The following is a 16,475-nucleotide window of genomic DNA, read 5'->3' as shown; positions in this document are numbered from 1 at the left end:
CGCTACGCGGGGCGAAGAACGGGGTCGATCTCGGCCAGGATGTCGTGCAGCTGACGGGCCCCCAGGGCAACCCGGTCGTCAGTGTCCCGCAGCATCTCCTCGCACAGCTGCAGCGCTTTGTCCCGGTCCTCGGAGAAGATGCTGAACACGTCGACGATTGCGGTGTGAATCCAATCGCTGTGATTCGAGTTGGCGACCGCCATCGCGGAGGCGACTACCGTCAGCCCGGCCCTGTCCATTCGCCGAAGCACGGCTTCTGTGGTCACTCGGGTGACGAAGGTGTCACCCGGGTCGAGCACGAGCTCCAGCAGCGGCCCGAGCGCCTCCTGCATGTCGGCGAAGGCCGCCAGGCCGCGACCGGCATCTGCCCGGTCACGGTAGTCGAGGCTTCGCCCGAGCTCACGGAGCGCCACGAAAGCGGCATGCCGCCGGTCACTGTCCCCCTGCAGCAGGCCTCGCAGCCGCCTCACCTCAGCGACTAGGCGGGGCATGTCCTGTCGCGCGGAAGCGATGAAATCGAGATCGGCATCCAGTTGCAGGTCCGGACTGACCTGGACCCGTTCTCCGTTGATGAACCGACTGAGATACATCTCATCGTCATCCACGGCAGTGGCCGGAGCGATCTGGATACAGCTCGCCCCGCCGGTCGCACCGCGAGTCTCCAGCACGGGAACCCACGCCCCCATGGACGCGGCCGCGATGCGCGTATCCATCGAAACGAGCTCTTCTTCAGTCGGCATGACCGGATCATCCACCCCGACCAGGCAGACCGTCCACGGGATTCGAACGGGCCTGCCATCTGGGCGCGAGCGGTGAAGCACGGGACTCCAGCACCCGTGACCCCACCACCGCCGGGTTCTACTGCGGCACCACTCAAACGAGCTACGGAGAAGGGCATCCGTCACCATGACGGACATGTAGTCTATGGATCGTCGCAGCTCAGAGCCGGTATCCGAGCTCCTGCGGTCGGTAAACTGGACGACATCAACCGGCTGCGGATGCACCGCGCCGACGACCAGGACGTCCTGGATCTGATCCGGTCTCTGATGAGCTTCGATGTCACCTTGATCCTCACCGGTGTCAACATCCCTGGCACCAGGCTCCTGCGGGAAGCGGTCCGCAACCCCACCACCGGCCAGCTGATGCTGCCGCCGCTGGAGGGCACCCGCGTCCACGGCCTGGAGGTCACCCAGATCGAGCGGCGCTTCGAGTTCGTCGAGCTCGGCTACACCACGCCGGCCGAGATCGAGGCCTTCCTCGACCACCTCCGCGGCATCGAGGCCCATCTGCGGCTGATGAAGGCCAAGGACGGCTTCCTCACCGAGGGCACCATGCCGGAATACCTGCGACGGCGGACAGGTGGAGTCGTCGGTCTGCTCAGCCGCCTGATCGAGGACGGCGCCCACGAAGCCATGGCCAGCGGCAAGGAGACACTGACCGAGTCCCAGCTGGATGAGATCGTCATCGGCCGAGATCTCCCGCCGGACGAGATCGGGCCGGCCCCCGCCTCCGGCCAGGACCGGCCCAAGCGCCCGCGAGGCGGCAAGAAGCCCCGCAACGGCGCCTTCGACGACAACGGCCCCCGCCCGGGCGAGGACGTCGACGACCAGCCCGACGAGGCGGCGGGCTGACCGGGATGGTCACGAGCCGGCCGACGACACCGATGCCCCGCAGCCTGGCCCCGCTACCGGGAGAGAGCCTCGCCGGCTTCCTCCTCCGCATGGCTCACCACCTCGACGAGCCTCCCGGCCAAATCGCCTGGCGCACGGGCATGACGCACAACCACTTCAACACCTCACTGGCACCACGCCGCCACCTGATCATGATGGAACCCGGCCTCCTCGCCACATTCGCGCACGCCACACGAATGACGACCGACGAGGCCGACCAGCTCACCTTCCGCCGGTTCATCGACCACTACCCGCCCGTCGCGGAGGCCCTGACGAGACGGCCAGGCGCACCTCCTCAGCCCCGGGGCGCCTTCCCGGCATGGCTCCTCACCGATTCCACCCGCTACTGCCCGCGCTGCCTCCGAGGCGACGGGTCGCCGATCCAGAACCTCTACGGAGGAACTTGGCGGCTGTTCTGGCATCTGCCCATTGCGTTCGCCTGCCTCGATCACCAGGTCATGCTCCAGGGCACCTGCCCTGCATGCCGACTCCCCGCCCAGAGCGGGCACTCAGGCATCAGCACGCGACTGGTGCCCAACCCCATCAAGGCAGGACACCACCTGGTTGAATGCCGCAACAACAGTGACGGCGCCCCGACCGGCCCCGTCTGCGGGCGCCGACTCGATGACGCCAGCGACCTGCACGAAAACGCCCTTGTCCCTGAACTCGCTGACCTACAGAGCAAGTTACTCGCAATGCTGTCCCCTCAGCGCGACCCCGAAGAGTCGGCACAGTCGTTTTCCGACATGCGAGTCATGGTGGCCGTCATCAGTGCGACCTGGCCCATCACCAGCATCGTTACCCTGCCCGGCGCCCTCGCGGGCGCGCTCGAAGAGCACGGCGCCATCCAACAGCGCGCCGCAGACGACATCAAAACCCTTCCTTTGCACGGCAGTCGACACCCCAGCCTCTGGAGCACGGAGCCCCGGTCGGCCGCCGCCACTGCCGCGCTGCTGAGCCTCGCCGACCAAGTCCTCCGCCAACCTACTCACGAGTTCCGTGCCTCCCTGGCCACTCTCCTCGAAACTGCACCTTCAGACGACGAGCCCCGCTGGGGAACGGCCTGGCGCATCCTTCAGCACCAGACGTCGCCGCAGATCCGCTACGAAATCGAGGGCGCCCTCCGCCGCCGGTTCCCTCTCCAACCGCCCGGTCGCCTTGACCGCCTACCGCCCACTCCGGCCGTCCTGCCAGTCCGGCACCGAGGCTACGAGCCCCAGCACATCCCGCAGGAACTACCTGCCAACTGGGTCGGCGTGTTCGACCGCGCCTCATCGACGCGGCACTCGCCAACGCGATCGGCCCCCTTTCGACGCAGCATCGCGGTTCAACTCGTCCAAGCCGCCGGCGGCATGGGCATGGCCGAAGCCGCACGGTTCCTTGGCCTGCCCAACAGCTGGATCGACAACCCGCTGCAGCTGCCACCGATTCAGAGCGAGCTTCGCGGACCCACCTACGGTGCACTCGGCGCGTTCGAAAGGCTCGCTGAGCACATCCCTACCATCCCCCTGGTCGACTATCACGAACGCCGCGAGCAATTCGCCTCCTGGCACCTCAACGTTGCGGAGTGGGACAGAATCCGGGACTCCGTGACCGAATTGGCCCCGGCTTTCCGACAGTGGGACCAGGGTGATCGGCTTCGCGGTTGCGCTTCGGCATTCGTCTGGTCGAAGCTCACAGGGAGCGAGTGGATCCTCGCACCGTGCTTCCGGCCGCCGTTCTCCGCAGTCAGTCGCCCACTCGGGCACGCGACCCATGAATCACAGGTCGTCAGTCGTCTCCTTCGGCGCTGCCGCTCATCCGGTCAGTGGTCTCCGCTCATTCCGCTGGCCGCCTTCCTCAACCGACACGCCGATGAACTCCTCGGGGGAGAGACGCTTCCGAGCCGCCACCCACGCGGCTCGGCAAGGAGGCGTTAACTCGGTGACCCATGTCGCGGTCGACCGGCGAGCACGAAGTCGCGGTACTCGTCCTGAGCTACACCCTGATTGACCCAACGGCCACGAACGGCTCCAGTCCGGTGCTCCGCAACGACGAGGGCGTCATGTGCTCCCGGTGCCGTGGCGATCTCCAAGCCGAACTCGTCGTCCTCGGTCTCGGGATCCAGTGGCGGGAACTCGACGAGATCGTAGAAGTCCTCGTTTCCGACGTCTGCCGACGTGTGGAGAACGACCTTGAACTCAGAGCCGGTCGGAACAATCTCGACCCAGCGGACTCCCGGAGCCTGGGCATCACCGGCGGGGCCGAGAAACTGTTCGACTGATCGACCACGGGTCAGGGCACCGACTGCGAAGGACTCGATTAGGTAGCGCACCCGGGAAGCCTAGACGCCAGAGACGGGTGGTTGCCGTTCTACTCCACCGGCTCGCGCCAGGCGGCGACGAGATCGTGGAAGCGCAAGAAACGGCTACCCGGAACAGTCTCGCCACTGACCGTCTCGCCGTTGAGCCAGCAAATGTCAAAGATGCCGGTCTCGGTGTCGAGCAGGCAGCACACGCCACCGGCGGCTGCGGTGAGGTCGGTGAACACCTTCCTGACGCTCGCGGACTGCTCGAACATCCGACTCATGCCCGAGGTGGCCGCCGTGAACTGCAGTGACGCAAAGCTCGGGTGCCATGCGGGCGAGAACCAGACGGTCAAGTAGATGTACCCGACTGACACTCTTCCCAACTCGTCGATCCTGTCGACATCGCGGAGGTGGAACTCACGCATTGCGTCGTCGACGCCAATCATGATTGAGGTGTCCAGTTCGAGCGTGCCGCCTGCTGAACAGTCGACCGGGTCGCTCTTGAACTTCGAGGTGAACGGCACAATCAGTTGCTCGCCGCCCGGCAGAGTGACCGGAAGCGGTGGCGTGTTGTGGCCTTGGGGCGTGAGTTCGGCCAGCCGGGTCAGTGCTCGCGCAACGTTCCGAGGGGGCATGAAGATCTCGTAGCTGTAGTCCAGCCCCATTCCGCCCAGCCTCCCCTGTCCTGAACCAGCATCTTTTCACGCTATGGACCGTTCGCCCAGCTGATTCTGGGGCGGCTGGCTTCACCCGGGCGCGGTCGGCACTGGGCGTCAACATCGGGTCGTCTCTCTAGAGATCAGCTCCGAGCGGAAGTGCTGTTGCCTATGGGTGGGAGGATCCGGATTCTCACCCGGCTTGAGCCGAGTCGCCCTTCGAATAGCAGTCAGAGCTGGCCGCTGATCTGTCGAGCGAGCCCCTCGAAGAACTCCTGAAGGCCAGCCGCAGCGAGGTCGAACTGATCGAACCACGAGGCGGTGGTCGACCTCCAGACCCGTCCGGATCCTGCCAGTGCGAACAGATGGCCGCCGCCGTCGCTGGCGAAGACCAGGGCAGGCTCTTCCCCGTCGATCTGGACGGCCCCGTACTCGCGGAAGTGGTCCGCCACCAGCGAGGCGGGATGGACGAAGTAGCCGTTCTCCACATCGGGCAGGGAGACCTCGTCGATCACCCAGTACATGGTGGTCAGATCCGAGGGAATCGGCGTCAGCTCCACGAGCGCGTCGGTGGCCTGATGGCTCTTCTCCGTAGCGAGCGTGACCAGGTTGCTGCCCGGCTCGAAGCCGTGCCGTGGTTGGAACGACTGCATCAGCGTCGCGAGTTCCGCATCCGCCTGCTCGCACCAGCCGCAGAGCCACTCGGCATCAAGCCGCTCACCAACCACGATCGCTCCCTTAGGCTCCTGGGAAGTTCCCCCTCACCGAGTCCGGAAGAACATACAGGAGCGTCCAGGCAGATCACGGAATCCAGCCGGCCACCATCCGCTCGGCCACCGAGAAGTCGGTCCCGCAGTCCGGGCAGGCGGCTCGCCCGAACAGGTAACGGACGCTATCAGCCAGCGCATCCTGACCGTCCGCCAATACCCGCGTGAACAGCCTCTGCGGCAGCTCTTCCAGCTCGTGCACTCGCGCCGGTTGGAGGGGTGACTTCTGCACTTCTTGCAGCGCATAGTCGTCGGTGCAGCAGAAGGAGTCGTCCTGCCCGATCACCACGAACATGTCGACGCCGCAGTAGGGGCAGTCGACCTCGTACTCCCCGGTCTGGAGGCCGTCCAGGGAGCGGTCCCAGATCTCGACGCCCTCGAAGGAGAGTAGGGCCTGCAGCAGGTTCACGTATTCCTCGGCCTCGGCCGTCTGGCTCAGACGGCGATCGGTGAGCTCATGCAGAACCGTAATCGGAGCCGAGAAGACTGTCAGGGGGCCGCCGGGCTCGGACAGCCTGGGCGAACAGGAGGAGATGGCTCCCGCCGCCAGCAGCACCGAGCCCAGGGTCTCCGGGCTGGCCGCCGTCGCGATCTCGGCCAAGCGCGGAAGTGCTGCGAAGCTGGCGGTGAAGGCGGTGTCCAGCTGCGGACACAGGTGGTCCATCAGCTCCGACCACACACCGGTCGGATCGGCCTCGAACCGGTCCAGGAGACCAGGCACGTGTTCCGCAGAACCGCACGCGTCGGTGAGTGTCGACCAATCCGTCATGGGGTCATCCAACCAGGCGGCTCTGGACGGGTCGCACCGGGTAGAGCGACTTCAAGATCACGGATCGCGTGCTAACCCGACAGTGAGCAATGGTGAGTCACAACTCTCCGTCACTGCGGCGAGTCTTGATTCGCCAACTATCGCGAACGGGTCTCGCCAACTGAGGTGAGCAGAACGCGCCGCGATCAGGCACGATCTCGGTCACACTCGCCAACAAGCGTGAGCAGTCACAGGGGTGTCCCGGCAGCCCCGGCGGGACGGCGGCGAGCGGCAGTTCCCGCGTATAGCCTTGGCCGACGACTCCACGTGGGTAAGGAGTAGCTGTGCCGCCGCTCGTGTCTGTCGTGATGCCCGTGCACAACAGCGCACCGACGCTCGGCGCGTCGGTGCGCTCCGTGCTCGCGCAGACCCACGGCGATGTCGAGTTGTTGATCACGGACGACGCGTCCACCGACGGCTCCTGGGATCTGTTGCAGGACTTGGCCCGGCAGGACGAGCGTGTGCACCCGCAGGCCGCGCCGGAGCAGGGCGGCGCGGCCAGGGCCCGCAACCTCGCCCTGGCGCGGGCGCAGGGGGAGTGGGTGGCGTTCCTTGACGCCGACGACCTGTGGCTGCCGACGAAGACCGAACGGCAGCTCGACTTCGCAGCCACCGCCGGCGCACCGCTGACCTACACCTCGTACTACAAGATGGACGCTGACTTCAGCGGCGAGGCTGCCGATTTCGCCCCGAACGGGCGGATCATTGCGGCAAGGGAGCGCGTGACGTACCGCGACATGCTGGTGCAGGACCACATCGGGTGCTTGACCGCCATGTACTCCCGGACGGTGCTGGGCACCCGGCTGATGCCGGACATGCCGAGGCGCCAGGACTACGGGCTGTGGCTGTCGATCATGAGGGAAGGGCACTCCGCCCGGGGGCTGCAAGAACCGTTGGCGGTGTACAGGTCCGGGCGCGCGAGATCGCTGTCCTCCCGCAAGCTGGCTCTCGTCCCATACAACTGGCGCTTGTACCGCGACCACGAACAGCTGCCGGTGCACCGCTCGGTGCTTTCGCTGGCCGGCGCCGCCTGGCACTCGCGGCGCAAGTCGCGGATCTAGATGACTGATGCCAAGGGGTTTAGTGGTCGTAGGCGGTCAGCGAGCGCATGACGGGCTGGCCTGTGTGGTCGTTGTGCCAGATCGCGGCGGTCAGTGCGAGGATCCGCTGGAGGACGCGGACCATGACGCCGCCGGGTGTGCGGCCGTGGTGGCGTTCGAGGTCGAGCTGGCCCTTGAAGGTGTCGTTGACCGACTCGATGACTTGCCGTAGCGGCTTGAACAGCTGTGATCCGGCCCGCACGGATTCGCCCTTGCGGGCCGGTCGCAGGAGCCGGATCTCCAGCTCGGCGAGCTCACGCTCGAACGCGGCGCCGTAGTAGTTCCTGTCCCCGATCAGGGTCTGGCCGGGCCGGGCGGCCACGAGGGCGGTCTCGGTGTCCAGGATGTCCAGCAGGGTGGTGCGCTCGTCGGCCTTGGCGCCGGTGAGCGCGAAGGCGACGGGCAGGCCGTGCAGGGTGCACACCAGGTGCAACCGCAGGCCCCAGAAGAACCGCGAATGGCTGGCGCAGTAGCCGTACTCGGCCCATCCGGCCAGGTCGGAGCGCTTGACCGTCTCGCGGGAGCGTCCGCATTCGATCGGGGTGGAGTCGACCACCCAGACGTTATCCGTCCACAGGCTGGTGTCGGTGGCCAGTTGCCGGTTGACGCGGGCGATCAGGTCCGCGCTCTTGCGCAGGCGCCGGTTGTAGCCGGACTGCCCCGGGAGGTACGGGAACAGGTGCTGGAGGTTGGAGTGGGCGTAGCGGATCCAGCGGCGCTCGGAGACGAAGCCGAGCAGTGCTTGCATCACCGACAGCGTGACCAGTTCGGCATCGCTGAGCTGCGGTTCGATGCCGATCTTGGGACGCCACGGCGCCAGATGCGGCGATTCCTTCAGCAGGTCGTCGGTCTTCACGTAGAGTGCGGTCGCGAGGGAGTCCAGATCAGGCGTCACAACCGATCTTTGGACTCCCTCGCTTCATGTCATGCGTGCCAGTGAGCCCTTGGCATCAGTCATCTAGTGGCGGTCGCCCTCCGGGGCGGCTGAGGATCGCAACCCAATGGCGATTACGTTGATTGAGCAAGGCCGGCGCGTGGCGGTCGCCCTCCGGGGCGGCCGAGGATCGCAACACCGTCCGCCTCGGCGGCGGCCTGGGACCCGACGGCGATGCCGTCGGGTCCTTTCATCACGTGGCCCGCCTGCGGGCTCGCTTCGAGACCTGGCAGCGGATCGACCAGGTCCTCGCGCTGGAACTGGCTCGCCGGATCGGGCGATGGCGCCCGATCCGGCGGTCGGCGGCCCCGCTGCGGGGTCAGCAGGTCAGGAGTAGTCCTTGACGACGTGTTCGGCTGCCTTGGCCTCGGCGGTGTGCGGATCGAGCTCGTCCAGGGACAGCAGGTCGGTGTCGTCGGTGAGGTAGGTCTCCCACCTCGCGGCCATCTCCTCCTGGGTCACGTGGGGCAGTCGCCGCACATTGTCCCGGCTCGTCGGGGCGAGCACGTTGAGGAACCGGGACAGCGGGTCGGTCTGCACGGTCCTACCTCGTCAGGCATTGAGCGTGGTGATGTTCCACCAGCGTTCGTCACCGAGGTCGAGGGTGATCGGCACGGGGGCCGCCTTGGCGCGGTGGAGCATGGCCGGGTAGCTACGGTCGGGCAGTGGCCTGGTGGTCCATGGCTGGCCGTCGTGCCCGTTGTCGGGCACCGAGGGGATGGTGATCTCGACGGCGTTCGCCAGGTCGTTCGCCGTGACGCCGTCGGGCACCTGCTGGAGGGTGAAGATCTGCTCGAAGTGGGGGCGCTTGACCAGGCGGTGGGCGATGTGGGCCTCCTTGCCCCGGCCGTAGAGCAGGTAGGTGAGGTGCGCTGGGAAGGGCTCCTCGCTGAACCGGCGGAAGTTCAGCACCCGCTTGATCCGCACAGTGAAGCCGCCCGAGATGGGCTCCCAGATCCGGTCCTCGCCGTTGCCGGTCTGGGTGACCCGGTCGAGGCGGGCCGGGTACTCGGTGACCGAGCCGTCGCCGATCGGGGGCAGCACCATGTCCTCGGTGTTGCGCACCGCGTGCCAGCTGGCCGGGCGGTCCGCCTGGTCCTTGAGGTAGATCTCGACGATGTCGGTGGGCAGGTCGTACTCGACCACAACCTGGTAGCGGTGCTCGGCCATGCCGAACATGGCCAGGTGGTAGCCGAAGACTGTGTCCCGGCCGGACAGGATGAAGGAGTGGACCGAAGGGTCCTCGTGCTCGTGGTGGTGACGGGTGGTCATGCGAACTCCTTTCGGATGCTGTGCTGTGGTGTGGAGGGATGCGGTAGGGACGTGTGCCGGCGCTGCCAGAAGACCCGGTCGCTCCAGCGGTTCTCCAGGCGGTACACCGTGTGGTGGTTGCGGCGGTAGGCGGAGTGGATCGCGGCGACCTGGGCGCGGTAGGACTCCAGCGCCTGGCCGTCGCCGTCGAGGTGGGCGGCCAGGGCCGAGGCTCCGGCCATACCGGTGTGTAGGGCGGTGAGGATGCCCTGGGAGGAGATCGGGTCGAAGGCGATGGCCGCGTCGCCGACGGCGATCCAGCCGTCGCCGGTGGGGGTGTCGAGGTGGGAGGAGTGGGCGGGGGCCCGCCGAGGAGTCGCGTCGGTGGGCAGCGGGTGGGCGCCGGCCCGGGCCGCGACGTGCCGGGTCTGCCGCAGCAGCCGGGCGAAGTCCGAGCGGGTGCGCGGTGCGGGCGGGGCGAGGTCGGCGTCGGTGAAGTAGGCCACCAGGCGGCGGCCGGTGGGCAGCAGCGCGGTGTACCACCAGCCGTCCCCCGCGGATTCGACCAGCGAGCAGGTCTCACCCGCTCGCCCCGTGGACTCGGGTGCCAGGACCAGGCATGTGGCGACCAGGCCGTCCGTGCGCTGAGTGGCGGCCCGGCCGACGGAGGCTACCGCCCTGCGGCGGCCACTGGCGTCCACCAGCCAGTCGCACCGGACCATCCGCTGCTCCGCCGGTCCGCGCAGTGTGACTGCCCAACTTCCCTCCGGGTTCCCGGGCTTCGGGCGGACCGTGGTGTGCTCCGCTACTTCGGCGCCGGCCGAGCGGGCCGCCTCGCGCAGGCACCGGTCGAACCGAGCCCGGTCCAGGTGCCAGCCGGGACCGTTCGGGTCGTTGATGAAGTCCGTGCGGCCCAGGGCGGTCGATCCCCAGGAGGAAAGGTTGGCGTAGCAGGTCAGGTGTCCGGCCGCGACAGGCCGTTGACCGGCGCCCAGGTCGCCGAGCAGGACCTTGGCCACCGAGGGCAGGGACTCGCCGACCTTGGGAGGGCCGCTCCCGGCGTCCGCGAGCAGGACGGTCCGGCCCGCGCGCGCCAGGGTCAGGGCGGCGGCGGCGCCCGCCGGGCCGCCGCCGGCGACCACCACGTCGTAGTGGTCGCCCGCGGCGGTGCGCCGACCGGTCATCAGACGTTGTCGCGGAAGGGCGCGACCTTGTCGATGAAGCCGGCCGTCACCTCTTCGGCGGTGTAATCGCTGACCGCGATCGCCTGGTTGATCGCCACCGACGCGAGGGTCAGGTCCGCGGCCTGGGGCACGTGCAGCGTCACCAGGTTCTGGGTGAGCGGAACGCCTTCGAGGTCGATGGAGGGCCTGGACTCCACCTGGATCCGGTCGGGGAAATCCTTGGCGCCCTCGCGCACCTCCACGATGCCGAGCCGGTACCAGTCGTCGATCATCTGGTTGAGCTGCTCGGTGTTCTGCCCGCGCAGCCCACGCAGCCACACGGCCCGCCGCTCGAACGCCTCGGTGCGTTCGGCCAGCGGCCGGGTCTCGTCCACGACCACCTGGTAGTCGTCCTCGGTGAGGACGTGGTTGGGGACCCGGGCCGGCCAGAACGTCGGCAGGTACGGGTCGTGGCGCGGACCCAGGGACAGCTCGTAGCCGGAACGGCAGCTGGCCGTGTCGCTCTGCCACGGGACGGCCATCCACCGGGAGAGGTCACCCGGCGCCTGGGCGTACAGCGGTCCGTTCACCGACAGCGCGGTCTCGGGGGTGAGGACCGTGCCGTACGAGGGCTCGGGCTGGTCGGCCGGGCGGTGGCGGATCCGGAACGGCGCCATGTACATCGAGGAGTGCCGGATCGGCCAGGTGACCTCGCAGCCAGGGTGGAAGGCGTCGGCGAGGCAGAAGTCCAGTGCGGCGCGGTCGAGCGCGGCCGGCTGCTCGGCGAGGCGCACCTCGGCAAGTGTCCGGGGCGGCGCGGTGGCCCCGAGGGTGCCCCAGTCGTCCTCGAAGTCGCCGTCGGCCCAGTACTGGAACATCCGGTACTGGGTCGGGGAGAACGCCATGTGCTGCAGCGGCGAGCGCGGCGGGATGGCCATCGCATCCCCGTACAACCAGGGCCAGGGGACGGGCGAGCCGCCGTCGCGCCCGAAGTCGCGCAGCGCGTTGAACACCTGCCGGCGCAACGCGCGGCGGCTGGGGGCGTTGCTGCTGAGCCGTGCCAGCATCTGCGGGGTGGTGAACTGGCTGAGACCGTCGTGCCCGTAGTAGCCGGCGAAGCCTTGGTTGACCCACTGGTGGTCGGTGAACCGCTGGAGTACCGGTGCGATGTGGCGAGTGAAGGAGACCCTGTCCGGGAACGGCAGCGATCCGTCGCAGACGAACACGTCGTACAGCAGGTCGTAGAGGGTGCGGATGCCCTTCAGCGCGGGGGCGTAGTTGGGTGGGGCGACCAGGACCCAGGCGGGGTCGACCGGCAGCACGCGGCCGCCGACGGTGACGGTCGCCGTGACCGGGCCGTCGCCGATGTCGTCGTGCCAGCCGTCGTTGTTGGCGTAGGTGGTGATCGGCTTGCCATTGTAGGAGGCCGACTGGCCGAAGCCGCCGAGCACCAGCAGGTGCCCGTCCTCGTCGGTGCGCAGTTCCCCGAGATAGACCTCCTTCCCCATGAACTTGCCGTCACGGAAGTGGAAGTCGGGCCCTGAGAGGTTTCTCCCGCTGATGCTGATCGGGCCCGGGTCGATGATCAGGTCTTTTCGGAGGTCGCCGGTGATCTCCTTGTTGCGAAGCTCGGACGCCTTGGCACCCGCCGCGTCGGGAATGTCGAGAGCGAGCTGGAACTGGTACCAGGCCGCCTTCTTGTTCGCCAGGTGCGCGCTCCAGCGGATATCGGCGTTGTCCGCCGTGAGCTCGGCCACCACCTCGCCCAGTGCGTTGTACCCATAGACCCGAAAGCGCGCCGCCTCGCGTTTGATCGCGCCGGCGGAGTCCTTGTAGAAGCCCGGGTCCTGCGGCGCGGGGTCGGGCACCTCGGGGCCGGTGTAGTACTCCTCCAGTGAGTTTCCGACTCTGGCGATTCCGATGGCGGGGTGGATCGCAGCACGGACGATCTCGTCGGTCATCTGGCTCGGTGCCTCCAACTCCGGGAATCCGGCTTCGATCTGAACGTTCGCAGGCGAAACGCTACGGCAGGAAACTCTGCTCCGATTGGAGGGACACGGACCACCACTCGCAAGAGTGAGGCGGATATCCATGCCTGGCCTGTCTGGGGGACATCTGCACCCGCTCGGCACAATGGAGCTCGGGTGGCCGGGATGGGATCATGCTGATCGTTGATCTTGTTTGGGTTTCAGCCGCAGCCCCGGCCTGAGCTGGATCCGCAGGTCGGGGCGGCGATTCGGGAGATTTGCCAGGGCAGGCGGGAGCTGCCGCGGGCGGTGCAGGTCCGTGACCGGCTCGGTGAGCTGGTTCTGGACGCGGCCGTTGCTGACGCGTTCGGCCGGGTGGGCAAGCCGGGCTGGTCGCCAGGTCGGCTGGCTCTGGTTATGGTGCTGCAGAAGGTCGCAAAATAACCGCCAAGGATGGCCAGGGCTTTCGGGTTGGCGATTCCCGTGTCGATCGCGGCCAGGGTCCAGCGGACGAACAGCTTGCGGTCCATGAGGTGGACGTCCGACCAGTGGAGGGCGAGAACCTCGCCGCGGCGCATGCCGGTGCCGAGCATGACCTCGAACAGGTCGGTGAGCTGGTCGGCGTACTGCTCCGCGTTGTGGCGCAGGAAGGTTGCGGCCTCGTCCGGGGTCCAGCAGGTGCGTTTGGCGGCGCGGGGCTTGGGCGGGACGGAGTGCTTGGCGGGGTTGTATCGCAGGCGCCAGGAGCGCACTGCAGCGTTCAGCGCGTTGCGCAGGGTGGACACGGCCCGGTAGACGGTGACGAGCCCGCGCTCGGCCTTCAGCTGGGCCGTGGCCCAGTCGTCGATGTGTTCCGGGCGCACGTCGAGGAGCCGGAGGTGGCCGAAGGCGGGGATGAGGTCGCGCTCGGCGCACGCGGCGTAGCCGGCGTACGTGTTCGGCGCGAGGTGCGGCCTTCTCGTGGCCAGCCATTCGCGCAGGTAGCTCGCGACGGTGGTACGGCGGTTCTCATAGACCCCGCGCAGCTCGCCGTCCAGCGCCGCGGCCATCTCGCGGGCCGCCTCGGTCCGGCTGGTGAACCCGCCCCGTCGACGGGTCCTTCGCTTCCGGTCTTCCGGGGCGAGGTCGAACGCAGTACGTCCACGACCCGTGACCCGCCTCCTCCAGCAATCGCACGCATCACGGACCCAGCTGCTTGCGGTGCTCGTCCGTACACCCGCACCGCCGGTAGACCCGTCCCCGCCGCGCACGCTGTCTCATGAGCTTTCCCTTCTCCGATCGGGTGATCCTGGGACCAAGAGTCGCCGCCTGGTCGGGCGTGGCGGCAGAGCGTGAGGAGCGGTGCGCGAGGCACGTCAGAACCACACGGCGAAGACACGCTCAAGACGACACACCGCCCGGAAGATCACTGTCCGCAACCGGTGAGTAAGCGACCATGATCCGCCCTCAGGCACCGGCTCCGTGGGCCGGCTGACGGCATCGACGCGGGGGCAGTCGGGCGGGCGTGACGCCGTTTGCTGAAGGGCCGACAGGTCTCGATCACAGGCAGTAGCTGTGGCGGGGCGCTCGGCCTGGGGACCACTTTGGGACCACACTTGATGAGCGCCTATGGGCGCCGCAGGAGATGAAGTATGCCCACCAACCACACCCAGCCCACCGTCACCGTGCTCGGCCTCGGGCCGATGGGACGCGCCCTGGCCGGTGCCTTCGTCGACGCTGGCATCCGCACCACGGTCTGGAACCGCACCTCGGGCCGGGACGCCGCGCTGGTCGCCCGGGGCGTGGTGAGCGCGACCACGGCAGAGGAGGCCGTGGCGGCGAGCGAGCTGACCGTCATCTGCGTGGCGCCGTTCATCGGTCGGCGCTGGCGCCCGAAGCGGACGACCCCGCAGACACGCCCTTCTGCCGACGGACAGCGGCCCGGAAGACGGGTAGGGCCGGGTCCGAGTTGGTTGCGGCTTCGCGGCTCTGTGGTCCGGCCCGGCCCCGGGCAGCGGTTGGTGATTGCCGGACTCCACCGGCTGGGTCAATCCGTTGCGGGTCCTGATGCGTGGATGTCGGCACTAACCGGTCGGACCCTCAGTCGATGATGTGCTTCGACGTCATGAGGCGGTGGTGGCTACTGCGGTCGGCTGGATTCTGCGGCGGGCGCCCAGGAGTTGGTCGAGCGCGAGCGCGCCGGGGCCGGTGAAGACCAGGAGCAGGAAGGACCAGCAGTACATCGCGGACGGCTCGCCGTGGTTCTGCAGCGGCAGCAGGGCGGTGGACTGGTGCTCGACGAAGTAGGCGTACGCCATGGAGCCGGAGGCGATCAGCGCGGCGCTGCGGGTGAACAGGCCGGCGAGGACCAGGACGCCGGTCAGGAGCTGGATCACGGCGGCGTACCAGTAGGGCCAGGTACCGCTGGGGACGGAGCCACCGCCCGGTGCTCCGCCGAAGATTCCGAAGAGTGAGGCGGCGCCGTGGAAGGCGAAGAGGAGGCCGATGACGATCCGGAAGAGGCCCAGCACATAGGGCTTCGCGTGATCAGTGTACTCGTCAAGGGATGACATGGACAGGCTCCTTGGATGCCGGGGCAAACGTGCGGGGCGGAAGCTGGCGAACTGACGGAGCCATACGTTAGGGAAGGCTTACCAAGCTGGCAAGGGGTGCCGGCTGAAGCAGAATCAGTTGTGGTGGGCCGAACTGCCAGGTCAGGCACGGCTCATGACTCGTCGCCAAGTGTTCGTTCGTCTGCGGTCGATGCCCAGTCGGTGACCGGACGGGCGTTGAGGCTTGTTAGGTAAGTCTTGCCTGTCCTATGGTCTGGTGGGCCAGGGGGATGTCTGGCTTCAGCGCACAGTCATGCCCGAATCGGAGAACTCACCGTGCTCAGATCCAGACAGTCCGTCATCGCGGCCGCTCGCCTGCCGGCCGTCACTGTCACACCGATCGTGGTTGCTCGGTGAAGGGCCGGCGGTTGGTCCTCGACTCGGGCCTGACGGCGCTGGCCCCGACGGTCTGGGGCAGCACCTACCTGGTGACCACCGAATTGCTGCCCCCTGATCGGCCGCTGCTGGCCTCCACCGTGCGGGCCCTGCCGGCCGGGCTGGTGCTGCTCGCGTTCGGCAGGGTGCTGCCGCAGGGCGCATGGTGGTGGCGCGCCCTGGCGCTAGGTGTGCTGAACATCGGGGCGTTCTTCTACCTGCTGTTCGTGGCCGCCTACCACCTGCCCGGCGGCGTGGCGGCCCTGGTGGTCGCGGTTCAGCCGATGCTGGTGCTGCTGCTGGCGGCGATCCTGCTCAAGGATCGGATCCAGCCGATGCAGGTGGCGGCGTGCGTGCTCGGCGTGTTGGGTGTGGCACTGCTGGTGCTCAGGCCGCAGGCGGGGCTCGACGCGGTCGGTGTGGCGGCCGGGCTGGGGGGCGCGGTCTGCATGGCGTCCGGCATCGTCCTCACCAAGCGGTGGGGCCGACCGGCGGGGGTGAGCGTGTTGACCTTCACCGGCTGGCAGTTGACCGTCGGCGGCCTCGTGCTGCTGCCGGCCACGCTGCTCGCCGAAGGCCTGCCCGGCCGGATCACGGGGGCGAACATCGGCGGCTTCGCCTATCTGAGCGTGATCGGAGCCCTGATCGCCTACGCGATCTGGTTCCGCGGGATCGAGCGGCTGCCCGCCCTCGGGGTGTCGATCCTGGGCTTCGGCAGTCCGCTGGCCGCGACCGTCCTTGGATACCTCGTCCTGGGTCAGGGTCTCTCACCCGTTCAGCTGGCCGGTGCGGTGGCCGTCGTGAGCGCGGTCGTCCTGGCCCAGCCCAGATCGAAGCCGCAGGTCCTGGAGCCGCCGGAGCAGGTGCCAGCCGAAGAGCCTGTCGCAAGCGCGTCGTAAGCACGCG

General features: G+C 68.1%; 16 protein-coding genes and 1 pseudogene. 6 read left to right on the top strand and 11 right to left on the bottom strand.

What is annotated here, in order from left to right:
- Positions 1-2: 2 nt before the first annotated feature.
- On the bottom strand, positions 3-740 hold the full coding sequence (locus tag ACZ3UD_RS23985) for a hypothetical protein (RefSeq protein WP_465591166.1): 738 nt from the start codon (positions 738-740) through the stop codon (positions 3-5).
- A 306-nt stretch (positions 741-1,046) separates the two neighbouring features.
- On the opposite strand from ACZ3UD_RS23985, the gene ACZ3UD_RS23980 reads away from it, so the two are divergent.
- From ACZ3UD_RS23980 to ACZ3UD_RS23970, 3 genes are read left to right on the top strand one after another with little or no spacing between them, the layout of a single operon-like run.
- Positions 1,047-1,631: a hypothetical protein gene (locus ACZ3UD_RS23980; protein ID WP_465591163.1), complete on the top strand. Its 585-nt coding sequence runs from the start codon at positions 1,047-1,049 to the stop codon at positions 1,629-1,631.
- Positions 1,632-1,636: 5 nt separating this feature from the next.
- The gene (locus tag ACZ3UD_RS23975; RefSeq protein WP_465591161.1) at positions 1,637-3,589 is read left to right on the top strand and encodes a TniQ family protein; all 1,953 of its coding nucleotides are present in this window, start codon (positions 1,637-1,639) and stop codon (positions 3,587-3,589) included.
- An 11-nt stretch (positions 3,590-3,600) separates the two neighbouring features.
- Entirely contained in the window at positions 3,601-3,933 is a 333-nt protein-coding gene (locus tag ACZ3UD_RS23970; protein ID WP_465591158.1) for a hypothetical protein, read from the top strand.
- An 89-nt stretch (positions 3,934-4,022) separates the two neighbouring features.
- Here ACZ3UD_RS23970 and ACZ3UD_RS23965 read toward each other — a convergent pair whose 3' ends face one another.
- From ACZ3UD_RS23965 to ACZ3UD_RS23955, 3 genes are all read right to left on the bottom strand, one after another.
- Positions 4,023-4,622, bottom strand: a complete 600-nt coding sequence (locus tag ACZ3UD_RS23965) for a hypothetical protein (protein WP_465591155.1) — start codon at positions 4,620-4,622, stop codon at positions 4,023-4,025.
- 221 nt (positions 4,623-4,843) lie between these two features.
- Entirely contained in the window at positions 4,844-5,341 is a 498-nt protein-coding gene (locus ACZ3UD_RS23960) for a hypothetical protein (RefSeq protein WP_465591152.1), read from the bottom strand.
- A 73-nt stretch (positions 5,342-5,414) separates the two neighbouring features.
- Positions 5,415-6,149 carry a hypothetical protein gene (locus tag ACZ3UD_RS23955; RefSeq protein ID WP_465591149.1) on the bottom strand — a complete coding sequence of 245 codons (735 nt, stop codon included), beginning with the start codon at positions 6,147-6,149 and terminating at the stop codon, positions 5,415-5,417.
- A 323-nt stretch (positions 6,150-6,472) separates the two neighbouring features.
- Between ACZ3UD_RS23955 and ACZ3UD_RS23950 the strand changes: the two genes are divergently transcribed.
- Positions 6,473-7,249 carry a glycosyltransferase family 2 protein gene (locus ACZ3UD_RS23950; protein ID WP_465591146.1) on the top strand — a complete coding sequence of 259 codons (777 nt, stop codon included), beginning with the start codon at positions 6,473-6,475 and terminating at the stop codon, positions 7,247-7,249.
- A gap of 19 nt (positions 7,250-7,268) precedes the next feature.
- On the opposite strand, the gene ACZ3UD_RS23945 is transcribed toward ACZ3UD_RS23950, so the two are convergent.
- From ACZ3UD_RS23945 to ACZ3UD_RS23920, 6 genes are all read right to left on the bottom strand, one after another.
- Entirely contained in the window at positions 7,269-8,183 is a 915-nt protein-coding gene (locus ACZ3UD_RS23945) for an IS982 family transposase (protein WP_465591143.1), read from the bottom strand.
- 366 nt (positions 8,184-8,549) lie between these two features.
- A complete protein-coding gene (locus tag ACZ3UD_RS23940; protein ID WP_465591141.1) occupies positions 8,550-8,762 on the bottom strand; it encodes a hypothetical protein in 213 nt (70 codons plus the stop codon).
- A 12-nt stretch (positions 8,763-8,774) separates the two neighbouring features.
- Complete coding sequence (locus ACZ3UD_RS23935) at positions 8,775-9,494, bottom strand: hypothetical protein (protein WP_465591138.1); 720 nt, start codon at positions 9,492-9,494, stop codon at positions 8,775-8,777.
- Entirely contained in the window at positions 9,491-10,657 is a 1,167-nt protein-coding gene (locus ACZ3UD_RS23930) for an NAD(P)/FAD-dependent oxidoreductase (protein WP_465591135.1), read from the bottom strand. Before ACZ3UD_RS23930 ends, ACZ3UD_RS23935 begins: the two co-directional genes overlap by 4 nt.
- Entirely contained in the window at positions 10,657-12,597 is a 1,941-nt protein-coding gene (locus tag ACZ3UD_RS23925) for a LodA/GoxA family CTQ-dependent oxidase (RefSeq protein ID WP_465591132.1), read from the bottom strand. Before ACZ3UD_RS23925 ends, ACZ3UD_RS23930 begins: the two co-directional genes overlap by 1 nt.
- A gap of 227 nt (positions 12,598-12,824) precedes the next feature.
- Positions 12,825-13,652 carry a tyrosine-type recombinase/integrase gene (locus ACZ3UD_RS23920; RefSeq protein ID WP_465591129.1) on the bottom strand — a complete coding sequence of 276 codons (828 nt, stop codon included), beginning with the start codon at positions 13,650-13,652 and terminating at the stop codon, positions 12,825-12,827.
- Between the two features lie 582 nt (positions 13,653-14,234).
- Here ACZ3UD_RS23920 and ACZ3UD_RS23915 point away from each other — a divergent pair.
- Positions 14,235-14,456: pseudogene (locus ACZ3UD_RS23915) on the top strand (NAD(P)-binding domain-containing protein); the annotation flags it as partial.
- Positions 14,457-14,705: 249 nt separating this feature from the next.
- Here the strand turns inward: ACZ3UD_RS23915 and ACZ3UD_RS23910 are convergent.
- Positions 14,706-15,155, bottom strand: coding sequence for a DoxX family protein (locus tag ACZ3UD_RS23910; RefSeq protein ID WP_465591127.1), 450 nt, complete (start codon positions 15,153-15,155; stop codon positions 14,706-14,708).
- A 392-nt stretch (positions 15,156-15,547) separates the two neighbouring features.
- Here ACZ3UD_RS23910 and ACZ3UD_RS23905 point away from each other — a divergent pair, with 392 nt between their 5' ends.
- Entirely contained in the window at positions 15,548-16,468 is a 921-nt protein-coding gene (locus ACZ3UD_RS23905; protein ID WP_465591124.1) for an EamA family transporter, read from the top strand.
- The last annotated feature ends 7 nt before the right edge of the window (positions 16,469-16,475 follow it).

The organism is Kitasatospora sp. NPDC023118 (assembly GCF_055560875.1).
The sequence above is the reverse complement of the archived record's forward strand: the minus strand, read 5'-3'. Positions and strand labels throughout refer to the sequence as shown.